This is a genomic window from Actinobacillus pleuropneumoniae (genome assembly GCF_003290385.1).
Taxonomy (GTDB): domain Bacteria; phylum Pseudomonadota; class Gammaproteobacteria; order Enterobacterales; family Pasteurellaceae; genus Actinobacillus; species Actinobacillus lignieresii.
Window position 1 is genome coordinate 494512 of sequence record NZ_CP030753.1, and the last position, 15450, is coordinate 509961.

The 15450-nt window shown below is 40.8% G+C and carries 17 protein-coding genes and 1 tRNA gene; 12 read left to right on the plus strand and 6 right to left on the minus strand.

All coding sequences use genetic code 11. The annotated features are described in order from the left end of the window. The first annotated feature begins 119 nt into the window (after positions 1-119). The 4 genes from argG to purF all read left to right on the plus strand — a co-directional run bounded on the left by argG (position 120) and on the right by purF (position 4225). On the plus strand, positions 120-1451 hold the full coding sequence (gene argG / locus DRF63_RS02255; protein ID WP_011848374.1) for an argininosuccinate synthase: 1332 nt from the start codon (positions 120-122) through the stop codon (positions 1449-1451). Between the two features lie 121 nt (positions 1452-1572). Continuing rightward, positions 1573-2034 (plus strand): ribonuclease HI, encoded by a 462-nt coding sequence (gene rnhA, locus DRF63_RS02260; protein ID WP_005596479.1) that lies wholly within the window; start codon positions 1573-1575, stop codon positions 2032-2034. A gap of 156 nt (positions 2035-2190) precedes the next feature. Then, positions 2191-2694 (plus strand): CvpA family protein, encoded by a 504-nt coding sequence (locus DRF63_RS02265; protein WP_005596480.1) that lies wholly within the window; start codon positions 2191-2193, stop codon positions 2692-2694. A 13-nt stretch (positions 2695-2707) separates the two neighbouring features. Further along, positions 2708-4225 carry an amidophosphoribosyltransferase gene (purF, locus tag DRF63_RS02270; protein WP_005596482.1) on the plus strand — a complete coding sequence of 506 codons (1518 nt, stop codon included), beginning with the start codon at positions 2708-2710 and terminating at the stop codon, positions 4223-4225. Between the two features lie 68 nt (positions 4226-4293). On the opposite strand, the gene DRF63_RS02275 is transcribed toward purF, so the two are convergent. The 4 genes from DRF63_RS02275 to yejK all read right to left on the minus strand — a co-directional run bounded on the left by DRF63_RS02275 (position 4294) and on the right by yejK (position 7908). Then, on the minus strand, positions 4294-4752 hold the full coding sequence (locus DRF63_RS02275; RefSeq protein WP_005596484.1) for a DUF5358 family protein: 459 nt from the start codon (positions 4750-4752) through the stop codon (positions 4294-4296). A 95-nt stretch (positions 4753-4847) separates the two neighbouring features. Next, a complete protein-coding gene (gene gdhA, locus DRF63_RS02280) occupies positions 4848-6188 on the minus strand; it encodes an NADP-specific glutamate dehydrogenase (protein WP_005596486.1) in 1341 nt (446 codons plus the stop codon). 303 nt (positions 6189-6491) lie between these two features. Next, positions 6492-6836, minus strand: coding sequence for an outer membrane protein assembly factor BamE (bamE, locus tag DRF63_RS02285; RefSeq protein ID WP_005596488.1), 345 nt, complete (start codon positions 6834-6836; stop codon positions 6492-6494). A gap of 70 nt (positions 6837-6906) precedes the next feature. After that, on the minus strand, positions 6907-7908 hold the full coding sequence (gene yejK / locus DRF63_RS02290) for a nucleoid-associated protein YejK (protein ID WP_005596490.1): 1002 nt from the start codon (positions 7906-7908) through the stop codon (positions 6907-6909). A 92-nt stretch (positions 7909-8000) separates the two neighbouring features. On the opposite strand from yejK, the gene DRF63_RS02295 reads away from it, so the two are divergent. The 3 genes from DRF63_RS02295 to DRF63_RS02305 all read left to right on the plus strand — a co-directional run bounded on the left by DRF63_RS02295 (position 8001) and on the right by DRF63_RS02305 (position 9329). Then, positions 8001-8390 (plus strand): RidA family protein, encoded by a 390-nt coding sequence (locus DRF63_RS02295; protein WP_005596493.1) that lies wholly within the window; start codon positions 8001-8003, stop codon positions 8388-8390. 27 nt (positions 8391-8417) lie between these two features. Further along, a complete protein-coding gene (pgeF, locus tag DRF63_RS02300; protein WP_005596495.1) occupies positions 8418-9155 on the plus strand; it encodes a peptidoglycan editing factor PgeF in 738 nt (245 codons plus the stop codon). Between the two features lie 97 nt (positions 9156-9252). Continuing rightward, positions 9253-9329: transfer RNA gene (locus DRF63_RS02305), tRNA-Ile, on the plus strand. A gap of 45 nt (positions 9330-9374) precedes the next feature. On the opposite strand, the gene DRF63_RS02310 is transcribed toward DRF63_RS02305, so the two are convergent. Then, positions 9375-9605 (minus strand): YceK/YidQ family lipoprotein, encoded by a 231-nt coding sequence (locus DRF63_RS02310; RefSeq protein ID WP_005613725.1) that lies wholly within the window; start codon positions 9603-9605, stop codon positions 9375-9377. Positions 9606-9718: 113 nt separating this feature from the next. On the opposite strand from DRF63_RS02310, the gene leuB reads away from it, so the two are divergent. Then, positions 9719-10801, plus strand: coding sequence for a 3-isopropylmalate dehydrogenase (leuB, locus tag DRF63_RS02315; protein ID WP_005596499.1), 1083 nt, complete (start codon positions 9719-9721; stop codon positions 10799-10801). Positions 10802-10924: 123 nt separating this feature from the next. On the opposite strand, the gene msrB is transcribed toward leuB, so the two are convergent. Further along, positions 10925-11320, minus strand: a complete 396-nt coding sequence (msrB, locus tag DRF63_RS02320) for a peptide-methionine (R)-S-oxide reductase MsrB (protein ID WP_005619026.1) — start codon at positions 11318-11320, stop codon at positions 10925-10927. Positions 11321-11542: 222 nt separating this feature from the next. On the opposite strand from msrB, the gene gap reads away from it, so the two are divergent. The 4 genes from gap (at position 11543) to mreD (ending at position 15448) form a co-directional block, all read left to right on the plus strand. After that, positions 11543-12547, plus strand: coding sequence for a type I glyceraldehyde-3-phosphate dehydrogenase (gap, locus tag DRF63_RS02325; RefSeq protein ID WP_005619027.1), 1005 nt, complete (start codon positions 11543-11545; stop codon positions 12545-12547). A gap of 194 nt (positions 12548-12741) precedes the next feature. Then, positions 12742-13794 carry a rod shape-determining protein gene (locus tag DRF63_RS02330; protein ID WP_005607179.1) on the plus strand — a complete coding sequence of 351 codons (1053 nt, stop codon included), beginning with the start codon at positions 12742-12744 and terminating at the stop codon, positions 13792-13794. A 116-nt stretch (positions 13795-13910) separates the two neighbouring features. Next, the gene (mreC, locus tag DRF63_RS02335; protein WP_005596505.1) at positions 13911-14960 is read left to right on the plus strand and encodes a rod shape-determining protein MreC; all 1050 of its coding nucleotides are present in this window, start codon (positions 13911-13913) and stop codon (positions 14958-14960) included. Further along, complete coding sequence (mreD, locus tag DRF63_RS02340) at positions 14960-15448, plus strand: rod shape-determining protein MreD (protein WP_005596506.1); 489 nt, start codon at positions 14960-14962, stop codon at positions 15446-15448. Before mreC ends, mreD begins: the two co-directional genes overlap by 1 nt. Positions 15449-15450 lie beyond the last annotated feature (2 nt).

Consider the following 15450-nt stretch of genomic DNA (forward strand, 5'->3'; position numbering starts at 1 on the left):
TATTTCCGCCTAAATTTTAGATGTAATTTTTACGAAATTGAACTAGAATAGACGGAATGGCACAAATGCAACCGTTTGCGTCAGTTTTCTTTTATGTTTTAAAATTTATAGGAATTCGTATGTCAGCAACAATTTTAGAATCTCTCCCGTTAGGTCAAAAAGTAGGTATCGCATTTTCAGGCGGTTTAGATACTTCAGCAGCATTACTTTGGATGCGTAAAAAAGGTGCGGTGCCTTACGCTTACACTGCAAACTTAGGTCAGCCGGATGAAGACGATTACAACGCAATTCCGAAAAAAGCGATGGAATACGGTGCGGAAAACGCACGTTTAATCGACTGCCGTGCGCAATTGGCACACGAAGGTATTGCAGCGATTCAATGCGGTGCGTTCCATATTTCAACCGGCGGTATTCCGTATTTCAATACAACACCACTTGGCCGTGCGGTAACCGGTACAATGCTTGTTGCGGCGATGAAAGAAGATGACGTAAACATTTGGGGTGACGGTTCAACTTTTAAAGGTAACGATATCGAGCGTTTCTATCGTTACGGCTTATTAACCAACCCGAAATTAAAAATCTACAAACCTTGGTTAGACCAACTTTTCATTGATGAGCTTGGCGGCCGTTTCGAAATGTCTCAATTCTTAATCGAGAACGGTTTCGACTATAAAATGTCGGTAGAAAAAGCATACTCGACAGACTCAAATATGTTAGGTGCGACTCACGAAGCGAAAGACTTAGAAGAATTAAGCACCGGTATGAAAATCGTGAAACCGATTATGGGCGTAGCATTCTGGGACGAATCTGTAGAAATTAAACCTGAAACCGTTTCGGTAACCTTCGAAGAAGGTGTGCCGGTAGCATTAAACGGTAAACGTATCGAAGACGCGGTTGAATTAATTTTAGAAGCAAACCGTATCGGCGGTCGCCACGGTTTAGGTATGTCGGATCAAATCGAAAACCGTATTATCGAAGCGAAATCTCGCGGTATCTATGAAGCACCGGGGATGGCGTTATTACACATCGCTTACGAGCGTTTAGTAACCGGTATCCATAACGAAGATACAATTGAACAATACCGCATTAACGGTTTACGTTTAGGCCGTTTACTTTACCAAGGTCGTTGGTTCGATCCGCAAGCGTTAATGTTACGCGAAACGGCTCAACGTTGGGTGGCAAAAGCGATTACCGGTACCGTTACTTTAGAATTACGTCGTGGTAATGATTTCACGATTTTAAATACCGAGTCACCAAACTTAACTTACGAAGCAGAACGTTTAAGTATGGAAAAAGTAGAAGATGCACCGTTCACACCGGCGGATCGTATCGGTCAATTAACTATGCGTAACCTAGATATCGTGGATACGCGCGGTAAATTAGGTATCTATACCGAAACGGGTTTATTATCAGTTCAAAATAACGTATTACCGCAACTTGGTAAAAAGTAATCTTGATCTAATGCTTTAGAAAACTTAGAATTAATCAAAAGCCCCATAGTTTATGCTTTGGGGCTTTAATTTTTTCATCAGTTTTTAAATTAAGCGGTCAAAAATTAAGAATGTTTTGCAAATGAAATTAGTTGAAATATTTACGGACGGATCTTGCTTGGGCAATCCCGGCAAAGGCGGAATCGGCATTGTATTACGTTATAACGGACACGAGAAGCAAGTCAGCAAGGGTTACTTGCAGACGACCAATAATCGTATGGAATTGCGTGCGGTGATTGAAGCGTTGGCAATGTTAAAAGAGCCTTGCCAAGTACAGTTGAATTCGGACAGCCAATATATGAAAGACGGCATTACCAAATGGATTTTTAACTGGAAGAAAAACAACTGGAAAACCGCCAACGGTAAGCCGGTTAAAAATAAAGAGCTGTGGATCGCATTGGATCAAGAGATTCAACGTCATAAAATCGAATGGACTTGGGTAAAAGGCCATTCGGGTCATCGTGAAAATGAAATTTGCGATGAGTTGGCTAAGGCGGGAGCAAATAACCCGACCTTAGAAGATATAGGATATAATGCGGATTAGCCTAAAAGAGGCAAGCGGTCGAATATGATAAAATTTTTGCAAATTTGAACCGCTTGTAAATTTTTTGGCATATATTATGCGTTTTTTACGATGTTTGCTCTACGCAAACGTTTTCTTTTTTTGTAGAATATAGGTTCTTAACCTTTAGAGGTTTTTATGGTTGATATTATTGTAATCGGATTAATTGCATTTTCCATCTTAGTCAGTCTTTGGCGAGGATTTACTAGCGAAGTGCTTTCACTTGCCGGTTGGGTAGTAGCGTTTTTTGTGGCAAGCGGTTTTTATCCTTACCTTAGTAGCTATCTCACACAAGTAAATTCGGTATATCTTCAAAATTCGGAATATCTACGTAACGGTGTTGCCGCCGCAGTACTTTTCATACTTACATTGATTGTATGCGGCATTATTACCGCACTGTTAAGCAAGTTAATTGATACGACGGGGTTATCTGCGACCGATCGTGTATTAGGCGGTGCTTTCGGCGCATTGCGCGGTATTCTGATTGTTGCGGCAATCTTATTCTTCTTAGATACCTTCTCATCAGCGAGTCAAACGGAATTATGGAAAGAGTCTCAACTGATTCCGCATTTTGACTTTATTGTGAAATGGTTTTTTGAACAATTACAAGCTAATTCCAGCTTTTTAAATTCGACTAAATAGAGAGGTTTTTTATATGTGCGGCATTGTCGGCATTATTGGGGGATCGCCGGTTAATCAGGCGATTTATGATGGCTTAACATTACTTCAACATCGCGGGCAAGATGCCGCAGGTATCGTCACAATTGACGATGAAAACCGCTTCCGCCTACGTAAAGCTAACGGCTTAGTAAGCGATGTATTTCGCCAAGAACATATGCTCAGATTACAAGGTAATGCGGGTATCGGTCATGTTCGTTATCCGACCGCCGGCTCATCAAGTGTTTCGGAAGCACAACCTTTCTATGTAAACTCGCCTTTCGGTTTAACCTTAGTCCATAACGGCAACTTAACTAATAACGCCGAATTAAAAGAACGTTTATTCAAAGAAGCTCGTCGTCACGTGAATACCAATTCGGATTCGGAATCGTTACTGAATATTTTTGCGCATTATTTGGATCAGTATCCGACATCACATTTAACGCCGGAAAATATTTTTGAAACGGTACGTAAAACCAACGAAGAGATTCGCGGTGCTTATGCGTGTATCGCTATGATTATTGGTCATGGTATGGTGGCATTCCGTGATCCGTTCGGTATTCGTCCGCTAGTATTAGGTAAACGTGTTGTAGAAGGCAAAACGGAGTATATGTTTGCTTCCGAAAGCGTTGCTTTAGATATTGTCGGTTTTGAATTTGTCCGTGACGTAAATCCGGGCGAAGCGGTTTATATTACCTTCGACGGCGAATTACATTCCGCAATTTGTGCGGATAATCCGAAATTAAACCCATGTATTTTTGAGTACGTTTATTTCGCTCGTCCGGATTCCGTGATTGACGGCGTATCCGTTTATGGTGCGCGTGTACATATGGGGGAATTATTAGGCGAAAAAATTAAACGCGAATGGGGCAGAATGGTCGATGAAATTGATGTAGTGATTCCGATTCCTGAAACCTCAAACGATATTGCGGTACGCATCGCAAACGTTTTATACAAACCTTATCGCCAAGGTTTTGTGAAAAACCGCTATGTCGCTCGTACCTTTATTATGCCAGGGCAAGCGCAGCGTAAAAGCTCGGTACGCCGTAAATTAAATGCGATTGCCAGCGAGTTTAAAGGCAAAAACGTGTTATTAGTCGATGACTCTATCGTTCGCGGAACAACATCCGAACAGATCGTTGAAATGGCGCGTGCCGCCGGTGCGAAGAAAGTTTACTTCGCTTCAGCCGCACCGGAAATTCGTTACCCGAACGTATATGGTATTGATATGCCGACTTGTGAAGAGTTAGTGGCTTATGATCGCTCAGTAGAAGAAGTGGCGGAAATGATTGGTGTAGATAAACTGATTTTCCAAGATCTCGAAGCATTATACAAAGCGGTTCAGGCAGAAAACCCAACAATTCAACATTTTGACGCATCAGTATTTACCGGCGAATATATTACCGGCGATGTAGATAAAGCTTACCTTGACGCAATTGCACACGCTCGTAATGACAAAGCAAAAGCCAAAGCCGCAAAACAAGCAACCAATTTAGAAATTCATAACGAAAACTAAATTCAAGCATAAAAACAAGCCCTTGAGTCCGCGAGGATTCAAGGGCTTTTCTGTATGATATTTTTATCTTACTTATACACCTGCGGTATAGAGTATTCAATTCGCTGTTTGATTTGCGCATATATCGGTTTGAAATCTTCACAGCGGGATTTATCTACACTGGCTTTTTGGTGGTTGTATTTCTCGTGCATTTGTTCAAAATATTGGCGTGAGAGTTTATCTTTTTCAATAAATTGCGCATTTTGTTCGCCGATCAGCTCTGTTAAGAGATTTTGCTGAAAATAGAACATCGTCATATTTTCGGCAACCGACCAATTATCATAGATCTTTTGATAGTCGGGCTTAGCAAGATCCGGAAATATACATTGTTCGATATTATTCAGCTGACGTATAAGTATTTTTATATCCGTTTCGGATATTTTATATTTAACTTGCTCCGTATAAGCGGTCGAATTTTCCGCAGAATTTGCAAAACCGGTATGAGCTAATGTTGCACAAACTAATGTAAATAGAATTTTTCTCATCATATTTATTCCTATATCTGTTTGTCACAGCATAGCATAAACTTTTTATTTTGCGCAAAAAGAAACCCTCCGAAGAGGGTTTATATTATATAAAATTGTTATACGATACCTTGTTCTAACATTGCGGTAGCCACTTTTTTGAAGCCTGCGATGTTCGCACCGTTCACATAGTTCACATAACCGTCCGTTTCCGTACCGTTTTCCACGCAGTTTTGGTGAATGGCGGTCATAATGTTGAATAAACGTTGATCCACTTCTTCACGAGTCCAAGCTAAGCGCATTGCGTTTTGGCTCATTTCTAAACCTGAAGTCGCTACACCGCCGGCATTTGCCGCTTTACCCGGAGCATAAAGAATTTTCGCTGCGATAAACACTTCAACACCTTCAAGTGTGGTCGGCATATTCGCACCTTCCGCCACGCAGAAACAGCCGTTTTTAACCAATTCTTTCGCCGCTTCGCCGTCTAATTCATTTTGTGTCGCACACGGCAGCGCAATATCACATTTAACGCCCCATGGTTTTTGACCTTCAAAGTATTGGACGCCTTGTTCTTTCGCATATACGGATAAGCGTTCACGGCGTTCGTTTTTCAGTACTAATAAATCCGCTAATTGTTTTTCGGTCATACCCGAATCTGGGAATAATACATAACCGTTTGAATCGGATACGGTTAAGACTTTCGCACCTTTTTGAATCGCTTTTTCCGCCGCATATTGCGCTACGTTACCGGAACCTGAAATCACGACGCGTTTGCCGTCAAAGCCTTGACCGTGAGTTGCTAACATTGCGTCGGCAAAGTAAACCGCACCGTAACCGGTTGCTTCCGGACGAATTAAGCTACCGCCCCAAGTTAAACTTTTACCGGTTAAGACCGAGGTAAATTCATTACGTAATTTTTTGTATTGACCGTACATATAACCGATTTCACGACCGCCGACACCGATGTCGCCCGCCGGTACGTCGGTATCCGCACCGATATGGCGAGATAATTCCGTCATAAATGCTTGGCAGAAACGCATGACTTCCGCATCAGATTTACCTTTAGGATCGAAATCCGAACCGCCTTTACCACCGCCCATCGGTAATGTAGTTAATGCATTTTTGAAAACTTGTTCAAACGCTAAGAATTTTAAAACCCCTAAATCAACGGAAGGATGGAAACGAATACCGCCTTTATAAGGACCGATCGCAGAGTTCATTTGAATACGATAACCGCGGTTTACTTGCACTTGACCTTTATCATCAACCCAAGTGACACGGAAAGTAATTACACGTTCCGGCTCAACGATACGTTCTAAAATACCTTGTTGCGTATATTTAGGATTTTTGGTAAGAAATGGTGCTAATGAACCGAAAACTTCTTCCACCGCTTGGTGGAAAGGCGCTTGGTCAGGGTCACGTTGTTTGATTTTTTGGAACAGTGCGTTTAAGTCGCTCATAAAGTACTCCTGCGTATTTATATTTAAAATGAAAAATATTTATCAAATAGTAGTGTGTTTAGCATGGCAAGGAGTCTATCAAGCTATTTTGGATTTGAAAAGCAATAATTAAAAAAATTTATCAAATATATGATAAAAATTTATTATTTGGTTGTTTAATAGTCAAATTGGCATAAATTTAGTTAATTTTCATCTAGATAAGCTGAAATCATACATACTTTTTGTATGATAAAAAAAACTAATTAAAGGTAATGGGTAAAAGAAAGCCCACTATATAAAGTGGGCGTTTGAAGTTGTCAATGATTATTGCGCTTCATTCGTAATAGGTTTGTCTAAGGTGATATTACTTACAAGACCTTTACTATCGAAATTAACAAAAAGCGTATGTTGGATAGGATCATTATAGCCTTCGCGTTTGATATAAACATAACTCCAACGATCTTGATTAAAGGTATCTTTTAGCATCGGCGTACCAAGCAAATATTGTACTTGCGTTTTATCCATACCGACTTTAACTTGGTCAATCTTTTCTTGTTCTAAGTAATTGCCTTGCGGAACATCAATACGATACACGACTTTTTTTACGGTAGAACAAGAGGTTACCCCCACCGCAAGTAGTGCGATAGCTAACAGAGATTTCATTTTCATAATATTTATCGACCTTTGAATTGTTCAAAATGATTGGATAGATAATACCCAAACTAATAAAAATTTTCCATTACTTATTGCGTGCTAACTGATCACGCAAATTTGCCGGCAATCCTTTGATGGTTAATGTATCGTTTAGTTCATCCCAAATTAAACGTTCGCCGAGTAAGTCCGCATTAAAACTAATGGTTACGCCTTTGCCCGAGCCGGAATATTTGGTTAAGGTTTTTAACGCATTACGTACCGGCGGAATATTTTCTTCAAGTCCGTATTCTTGTTCTTGAGTAAATTGTGCAAAATCAACTTCGTTGAGTGTCGGTAGCGCTTCAGATAATTCACTTAGTGCGATTTCCTCACCGCTGTTAATTTGTCCTTTACAGTATTCAAATACTTGTTTTTTCACTTCACGTGTTTGCGGTGCAGATAATTCGCCTTGATCGCAATAATCGCTCACCGCTTGTAAAAGCGTCTGATTTTGTAATTGAGGATTTAAACCTTCTTCCGCACTCAGAAAATCCATAAAGAAGTCTGCAATTTTTCGTCCGACTCGTCCTTTAATAAAGGTGAGATAGCGGTTTGATTGCGCATTGATTTTTAATTCGGTCAAATTGATACGGCAAGCAATATCATACTGGGTAATATCTAAATATTCGGTACGTTTTATCTCTAATTGGTCGTCCACCAGCATAGAAGTACGGCTATCAATCAATGCGATAAATAAATAATCCGTTGCTAAAAAGTTATAGCGACAAAGAATAAAAGTCCCGCCTGATGCAAAAGGATATTTGGCTAATTCGCTAGAAAGCATTTTCGCACAACTGTGACTGAACGGTAAAAAATCAGTTTCCTGTTCTAATAAGCGATTAAGTTGCTGAGCAAAAATAGATTCATTTTTAAATATACCGTAAGCCTTCGCTTTACTTTGGTAAGCTTGGTGAAGTTGTAACATCATTTGCTCCACTTCAGGACTGATGGCAAGTAGATTGTCGCGAAGTACCGTATTTAACTCAGGTGTTTCGCCTTCGGTTTGATGAATCTGGTGCAGGACGATTTCAGTAACGTTAATGCTCATACTATTTCTCTTGAGATTAGGGGTAGAAATAAAAGGTGGGAGATATTATCATTAAACGCACTATTTTTCATTACTAAAAGAAGGAATTCACTATGACTAAAGTTATTCATACGGAAAAAGCACCGGCGGCAATCGGTCCATACGTACAAGCGGTTGATTTAGGTAATTTGGTTCTAACATCAGGACAAATTCCGGTTAATCCGCAAACGGGCGAGATTCCAACTGATATTACGCAACAAGCGCGCCAATCATTAGAAAATGTCAAAGCGATTGTTGAACAAGCCGGTTTAAGTGTGGCGGATATTGTTAAAACAACCGTTTTTGTCAAAGACCTAAATGATTTCGCAACCGTTAATGCTGAATATGAAGCGTTTTTCCGTGAAAATAATCATCCGACATTTCCGGCGCGTTCTTGCGTTGAAGTCGCTCGTTTACCGAAAGATGTCGGTTTAGAGATTGAAGCGATTGCCGTACGCAAATAAGCGGTCATTTTTAGAGAAAATTTTGCAATGAAAAACATTACGCCCAATTGGCATGCGCTGGAACATATTCGTGCTTTTACTACCGTTAGAACAGGTGGTGTTAGCCAACCCCCTTTTGATAGCTTTAATTTAGGTGATCATGTCGCTGATAATCCTAAGGATGTGAAACAAAATCGCCGGTTATTGGTAGAGCAGTTCGGCTTGCCGCATTTTCCGCTATTTTTAACGCAAACACACAGTACTCGTGTGATTCGCCTACCGTATGACGGTGATAATTTGGAAGCGGATGCGGTTTATACCGATCAACCGAATCAGGTTTGCTTAGTGATGACGGCAGATTGTTTGCCGGTGCTTTTCTATAGTAAAGACGGAAAAGAAGTCGCGGCGGCTCATGCCGGATGGCGAGGCTTGTGCGATGGTGTATTAGAAAATACGGTAGCGGAATTTGCTTGTTCGCCGACGGATATTTGTGCATGGTTAGGGCCGGCAATCGGTCCAACTAAATTCCAAGTCGGCAAAGAAGTGATTGAACAGTTTTGTGCCTTTGATCCGCAAGCGGAGCAGGCATTTGTTGTTGACCCGACAGCAAGCGGTAAATTTTTAGGAAATCTTTACCAAATTGCTCGGCAGCGATTACGTAAACTTGGCATTACCGAAATTTCCGGCGGAGAGCATTGTACCGTGACTGAACGGGAAGATTTTTTCTCTTATCGACGAGATAAACGGACAGGACGTATGGCAAGCCTTATTTGGCGTACGGAATAAAGTGTAATTTATTCGCTAGTATGTTTTTTATGCGGGTGTTTGCCTAACGCTAGACGAACACCCAAAATTTCCCTATAATCCAACCTCATTTCTTTATCCCCCCTTAGCTCAGTCGGTTAGAGCAGGCGACTCATAATCGCTTGGTCACTGGTTCAAGTCCGGTAGGGGGGACCAACTTAACTTTTCTATTTTATTCTTCTCTAAGCTATTCCTTATTTTTTATTGGCTTAAGGTTACCGGCAATATTAAGGTATCCAATACAAAACTGAGTGGTAAATCGACAACTGCCGGAATACTTAAGATTCCGCCGTTTTGGATTGTTTCAAAGTCTTTAGTCACTCCGGCATAAACGGAATAATCGCCCTCAGTTAGGCTGACAATCGTGCCGCAAGCGGTCAAATTTTGGCTCAAAATTGCCAATGACAGTATTTTTAACAATGATGTTTGCATATTACCTCTCTCATCACACGGCATTCTAAATCAAATTTCATCATTTCCCACCCAATAACCGAAATTTTAAGGTAGAATATTTAAATCTTTACATAACAATAAGAGGATATTATATGCAAACTTACAACATTGCGGTTTTAGCTGGGGACGGTATCGGCCCTGAAATTATGGCTCAGGCGATCAAAGTGCTTGAAGCGACACAGCAAAAATTCGGTTTTAAATTAAATTTTAATCATTTTAATATCGGCGGTGCGGCAATTGACGCACAAGGGAAAGCATTGCCGGAAAATACCTTAAAAGGTTGTGAAGAAGCCGATGCGATTCTGTTTGGTTCTGTGGGCGGACCTAAATGGGTAAATTTACCGCCGGACGAACAACCGGAGCGTGGTTCATTACTTCCGTTACGTAAACATTTCAAATTATTCTGTAACTTACGTCCCGCTACTTTATATAAAGGTTTAGAGAAATTCTGTCCTTTACGAGCGGATATTGCGGCGAAAGGCTTCGATATGGTTGTAGTACGTGAATTAACCGGCGGCATTTATTTCGGTCAGCCGAAAGGACGTGAAGGCGAAGGTTCGCAAACCAAAGCGTTTGATACCGAAGTGTATTACAAATACGAGATTGAACGTATTGCACGCGTTGCTTTTGAATCTGCAATGAAACGTAATAAAAAAGTAACGTCCATTGATAAAGCAAACGTATTACAAAGCTCGATTTTATGGCGTGAAACGGTCAGCGAAATTGCGAAAGAATATCCGGAAGTCACGCTTGAGCATATGTATATTGACAATGCGACAATGCAATTAATCAAAGCGCCGGAAACCTTTGATATCTTATTATGTTCGAATATTTTCGGCGATATTATTTCGGATGAGGCGGCAATGATTACCGGTTCGATGGGGATGTTGCCGTCTGCGAGTTTAAATGAAGACGGTTTCGGTTTATATGAACCGGCTGGCGGTTCGGCACCGGATATTGCAGGTAAGAATATTGCGAACCCAATCGCACAAATCTTATCGGCGGCAATGATGTTACGTTATAGCTTCAATTTAAATGAGGCGGCGGATGCGATTGAAGCGGCGATTCAAAAAGCATTAGCGGACGGTTATCGCACCGGTGATTTAGCGGATGAAAACACGCCGATTTCTACCAGTGAAATGGGCGATATTATTGCGAGTAATATTTTATCGTAACTAGTGAATTATTTCGTATAAACAAGCGGTCGAAATTTGAAAATAATTTGCAAAAATTCTTCAAATTTCGACCGCTTGTCTTTATGCCTAATGTAGAAAATGATATTTAATTTATAAAATTAATTAACCGTCAATTTCTTCACCGGTTTCATCCCATTTAAAGTTGAGTGCGATGGAATTCAGGCAGAAGCGTAAACCGGTCGGCGGAGGGCCGTCATTAAATACGTGCCCCATATGCGAATCGCAGTTACCGCAGCGAATTTCGGTACGGTGGCGACCTAAACTATAGTCGTCCAAATAGCGTAATGCGTCGTCTGAAACTGCTTCGTAGAAGCTAGGCCAGCCGCAGCCGGCATCAAATTTTGTATCCGAACGGAATAGGGCGTTATGGCAACGGGCGCAGCGGTAGGTTCCTATGCGATTTTCATTAAGAAACTTGCCGGAATATGGCATTTCCGTACCATGATTAATCAGAATTTCAACCTGTTCTTCCGTTAGTTCGTCAATATCTTTAATCATTTTCACTCCTAAGATAGAAATTATTCTCCAATTCTACCGTTTTTTTACCTCTTTAGCGTTACAAATTTTGAAATTTTGACATAGATCACAAAAAATTTATCTGTTATATTGGATTGCGTTCTTTTAGTTGAAAGGCATATTAGAGTATGTGCTATAATCCTTGCACTTTCAGAGTATGGAAGAACGAATTTTGTTTAACTTTAAATATAGGTGAAAAAATCTATGGCTATTAAAATTGGTATTAACGGCTTCGGTCGTATCGGTCGTATCGTGTTCCGTGCAGCGCAACTTCGTGATGATATCGAAGTTGTAGGTATCAACGACTTAATCGACGTTGATTACATGGCTTACATGTTAAAATACGATTCAACTCACGGTCGTTTCAATGGTACAGTGGAAGTTAAAGACGGTCAATTAGTAGTTAATGGTAAAGCGATTCGCGTAACTTCCGAGCGTGATCCTGCTAACTTAAAATGGAATGAAATCGGTGTTGATATCGCAGTTGAAGCAACCGGTTTATTCTTAGACGACGCAACAGCACGTAAACACATTACTGCAGGTGCGAAAAAAGTTGTTTTAACCGGTCCGTCTAAAGATGCAACACCTATGTTCGTTAATGGTGTAAACTTCGATGCATACGCAGGCCAAGATATCGTTTCTAACGCTTCTTGTACAACTAACTGCTTAGCACCGTTAGCTAAAGTCATCCACAATAAATTCGGTATTAAAGAAGGTTTAATGACTACAGTTCACGCAACAACTGCGACACAAAAAACTGTAGATGGTCCATCAGCGAAAGACTGGCGCGGTGGTCGTGGTGCTTCACAAAACATCATTCCTTCATCAACAGGTGCGGCGAAAGCGGTAGGTAAAGTATTACCTGCATTAAACGGTAAATTAACCGGTATGGCTTTCCGTGTTCCGACAGCAAACGTTTCTGTAGTTGATTTAACAGTGAACTTAGAAAAACCTGCTACATACGAAGAAATCTGTGCGGAAGTTAAACGCGCTTCACAAGAAGAAATGAAAGGTGTGTTAGGTTATACGGAAGATGCAGTCGTTTCTACAGACTTCAACGGTGCGGTTGAAACTTCTGTATTTGATGCGAAAGCAGGTATCGCATTAACGGATACTTTCGTTAAATTAGTATCTTGGTACGATAACGAAACCGGTTACTCAAACAAAGTATTAGATTTAGTCGCTCACGTTTATAACTACAAAGGCTAATTAAGTTAGTCGCTTATTGCATACGCCACTCCAAAAGAGTGGCGTTTTTTGTTTAAATGCAAGTAATTTTCTTTTGTCTAAATTATTCATTGAAGTGTAGTCAGTTTTTTTGTTATATTTACGCATAATTTTTTGCTCCATTGCGAGCAATCTTTTTTATTATCGCAATTCCCAAATTCAATGGATTCCTCTATATGTTTAAAAAATTTCTAGGATTGTTTTCGAACGATCTTTCTATCGATCTTGGTACGGCAAACACATTAGTTTATGTAAAAGGTCAGGGTATCGTTTTAGATGAACCCTCAGTAGTTGCAGTACGCCAAGATCGTATCGGTTCTTTAAAAAGTATTGCGGCGGTAGGTTCGGATGCTAAATTAATGCTTGGTCGTACGCCAAAAAGTATTACTGCGATTCGTCCGATGAAAGACGGTGTAATTGCTGATTTCTTTGTTACGGAAAAAATGTTACAACACTTTATTAAACAAGTGCATAGTAATAACTTTATGCGTCCTAGCCCACGCGTATTGGTGTGTGTGCCGGCAGGTGCAACGCAAGTGGAACGTCGTGCGATTAAAGAATCGGCAATCGGAGCCGGTGCTCGTGAAGTGTATTTAATTGAAGAACCGATGGCGGCTGCGATCGGTGCGGGTTTACCGGTACATGAAGCGACCGGTTCCATGGTCATCGATATCGGCGGCGGTACGACGGAAGTGGCGGTACTTTCATTAAACGGTATCGTTTATTCGACATCCGTTCGTATCGGCGGCGATAAATTAGACGAAGCGATTGTCGCTTATGTACGTCGCCATTTCGGTTCTGCAATCGGTGAAGCGACGGCAGAGCGTATTAAAAAAGAAATTGCGATGGCGATTATTCGTGATGAAGACGAAGTGCGTAAAATGGAAGTACACGGTCATAACCTTGCCGAAGGTGCGCCGCGAACATTCGAATTAAATTCAACCCACGTATTGGAAGCAATCGAGCAACCGTTAAACGGTATTGTAGAAGCGGTAAAATCCGTATTAGAACAATGCCCGCCGGAGCTTGCTGCGGATATTTTCGAGCGCGGAATGGTATTAACCGGCGGCGGTGCGTTATTGAAGAATATCGATGTTCTGCTTTCCGAAGCAACGGGTGTAACGGTCATTATTGCCGATGAGCCTTTAACTTGCGTTGCTCGCGGGGGCGGTAAAGCATTGGATATGATCGATATGCACGGCGGTGATGTCTTTAGTAGCGATGAATAAGCCGACTATTTATTGATATGAATATTTACGATGGATAATGGCATTCGAATGTCCATTATCCATTGTTTATTATCAATCTCCATCTCTCACTCATTTACTTCTCAAAATAGTGAACAATGAAACCGATTTTTGCTAAAGCCCCGTCATTAGGCGTACGTCTATTTCTTGCTATCGTCATTTCTATCGTGCTTATTGCTTTTGACGGTAGAAGCAGCGCGATCATTCAATTCCGTAATATGCTGGAAACTGCAATAAGCGGTCTATATTATTTTGCAAATACGCCGCGTTCCGTATTAGATGGAGTGAGTAACAACTTTATTGATAACAATAAGTTGCAGATGGAAAATCATGTTTTAAAAGAACAGTTGCGAGAAAAAAACGCGGATCTTTTGTTATTGGATCAACTTAAAGTAGAAAACCAGCGATTACGTTTACTACTGAGTTCGCCGTTACGCCAAGACGAATATAAAAAGATCGGCGAAGTCTTAACCGCCGAGATGGACGCTTATCGCCAACAAGTGATTATTAACCGAGGAAAAAGTGACGGTGCCTTTGTCGGTCAGCCGATTATTGATGAAAAAGGTGTGGTAGGTCAGGTTATTTCCGTTGGTGAGAAAAGTAGTCGAGTATTATTAATTACGGATGTGACTCACGCCGTACCGGTGCAAGTATTGCGTAATGATGTTCGCGGTATTGCGAACGGTACGGGACATAACGACGAGCTTTTTATTGATAATTTACCTCGTTCGGTTGATGTAATCAAAGGTGATGTGTTAGTTACCTCAGGTTTAGGCGGCAGATTCCCCGAAGGCTATCCGGTTGCGATTGTGGAAGCGGTAACTAATGATACGCAAAGCCAATTTGCTCGTATTGTCGCTCGTCCTCTCGCATCTTTTGATCGCTTAAGATATTTACTCTTATTATGGCCTACCGGCGAAGAATTACGTAAAGCGCAAAGTTTATCGCCGCAACAAGTACGTGATGTGGTGGAAGAAAGACGTAACAGCTTAAATCCGTTAGAACGCTTAAAAGAGAAGAAAAAAGAAGAAGTGAAAGAGGAAAGCAAGGAAGAATTATTAGACGGTTCGGATGAGAGTATCAATCCGGAAAGCCAGTTTGAATTGGATAACGAAGAAAATAATCATACAGAGCAAGGAGCCGAGTAATGCGTACGAATCCATTGTTTCAGATTTTAGTATTACTTTTAATTTTTATTATTGCTTTTGTATTGGAAATTATGCCATGGCCGGTCGGGTTGCAAGGTTTACGCCCAAGTTGGCTCGTACTGGTACTTATCTATTGGGCGTTGGCCTTACCTAATAAAATTAGTGTCGGAACGGCATTTGTTGCCGGTATCGTTTGGGATCTGATTTTAGGTTCTATTTTAGGCATTCATGCATTAGTATTATCTATTGCGATTTATTTTGTGGCGAAACATCATCTTATTTTACGTAACTTATCGCTTTGGTTACAGGCGATTTTGGTGATGCTTTATGTGATACTTATCCGTTTTATGATCTTCTTTGTTGAATTGGTATTACATAGCGCCGAATTTAATACTCAAGAAATTTTAGGTGCGATAATCAGTGGGATTTTATGGCCATGGATCTTCTTACTGATGCGCCAAATTCGCCGTCAGCTCAGATTACGTTAGTG

What these genes read in the sequence shown, in the direction of transcription:
- argG (WP_011848374.1), top strand. Translation starts at nt 120, where the DNA reads ATGTCAGCAACAATTTTAGAATCTCTCCCGTTAGGTCAAAAAGTAGGT.
- rnhA (WP_005596479.1), top strand. Translation starts at nt 1,573, where the DNA reads ATGAAATTAGTTGAAATATTTACGGACGGATCTTGCTTGGGCAATCCC.
- DRF63_RS02265 (WP_005596480.1), top strand. Translation starts at nt 2,191, where the DNA reads ATGGTTGATATTATTGTAATCGGATTAATTGCATTTTCCATCTTAGTC.
- purF (WP_005596482.1), top strand. Translation starts at nt 2,708, where the DNA reads ATGTGCGGCATTGTCGGCATTATTGGGGGATCGCCGGTTAATCAGGCG.
- DRF63_RS02275 (WP_005596484.1), bottom strand. Translation starts at nt 4,752, where the DNA reads ATGATGAGAAAAATTCTATTTACATTAGTTTGTGCAACATTAGCTCAT.
- gdhA (WP_005596486.1), bottom strand. Translation starts at nt 6,188, where the DNA reads ATGAGCGACTTAAACGCACTGTTCCAAAAAATCAAACAACGTGACCCT.
- bamE (WP_005596488.1), bottom strand. Translation starts at nt 6,836, where the DNA reads ATGAAAATGAAATCTCTGTTAGCTATCGCACTACTTGCGGTGGGGGTA.
- yejK (WP_005596490.1), bottom strand. Translation starts at nt 7,908, where the DNA reads ATGAGCATTAACGTTACTGAAATCGTCCTGCACCAGATTCATCAAACC.
- DRF63_RS02295 (WP_005596493.1), top strand. Translation starts at nt 8,001, where the DNA reads ATGACTAAAGTTATTCATACGGAAAAAGCACCGGCGGCAATCGGTCCA.
- pgeF (WP_005596495.1), top strand. Translation starts at nt 8,418, where the DNA reads ATGAAAAACATTACGCCCAATTGGCATGCGCTGGAACATATTCGTGCT.
- DRF63_RS02310 (WP_005613725.1), bottom strand. Translation starts at nt 9,605, where the DNA reads ATGCAAACATCATTGTTAAAAATACTGTCATTGGCAATTTTGAGCCAA.
- leuB (WP_005596499.1), top strand. Translation starts at nt 9,719, where the DNA reads ATGCAAACTTACAACATTGCGGTTTTAGCTGGGGACGGTATCGGCCCT.
- msrB (WP_005619026.1), bottom strand. Translation starts at nt 11,320, where the DNA reads ATGATTAAAGATATTGACGAACTAACGGAAGAACAGGTTGAAATTCTG.
- gap (WP_005619027.1), top strand. Translation starts at nt 11,543, where the DNA reads ATGGCTATTAAAATTGGTATTAACGGCTTCGGTCGTATCGGTCGTATC.
- DRF63_RS02330 (WP_005607179.1), top strand. Translation starts at nt 12,742, where the DNA reads ATGTTTAAAAAATTTCTAGGATTGTTTTCGAACGATCTTTCTATCGAT.
- mreC (WP_005596505.1), top strand. Translation starts at nt 13,911, where the DNA reads ATGAAACCGATTTTTGCTAAAGCCCCGTCATTAGGCGTACGTCTATTT.
- mreD (WP_005596506.1), top strand. Translation starts at nt 14,960, where the DNA reads ATGCGTACGAATCCATTGTTTCAGATTTTAGTATTACTTTTAATTTTT.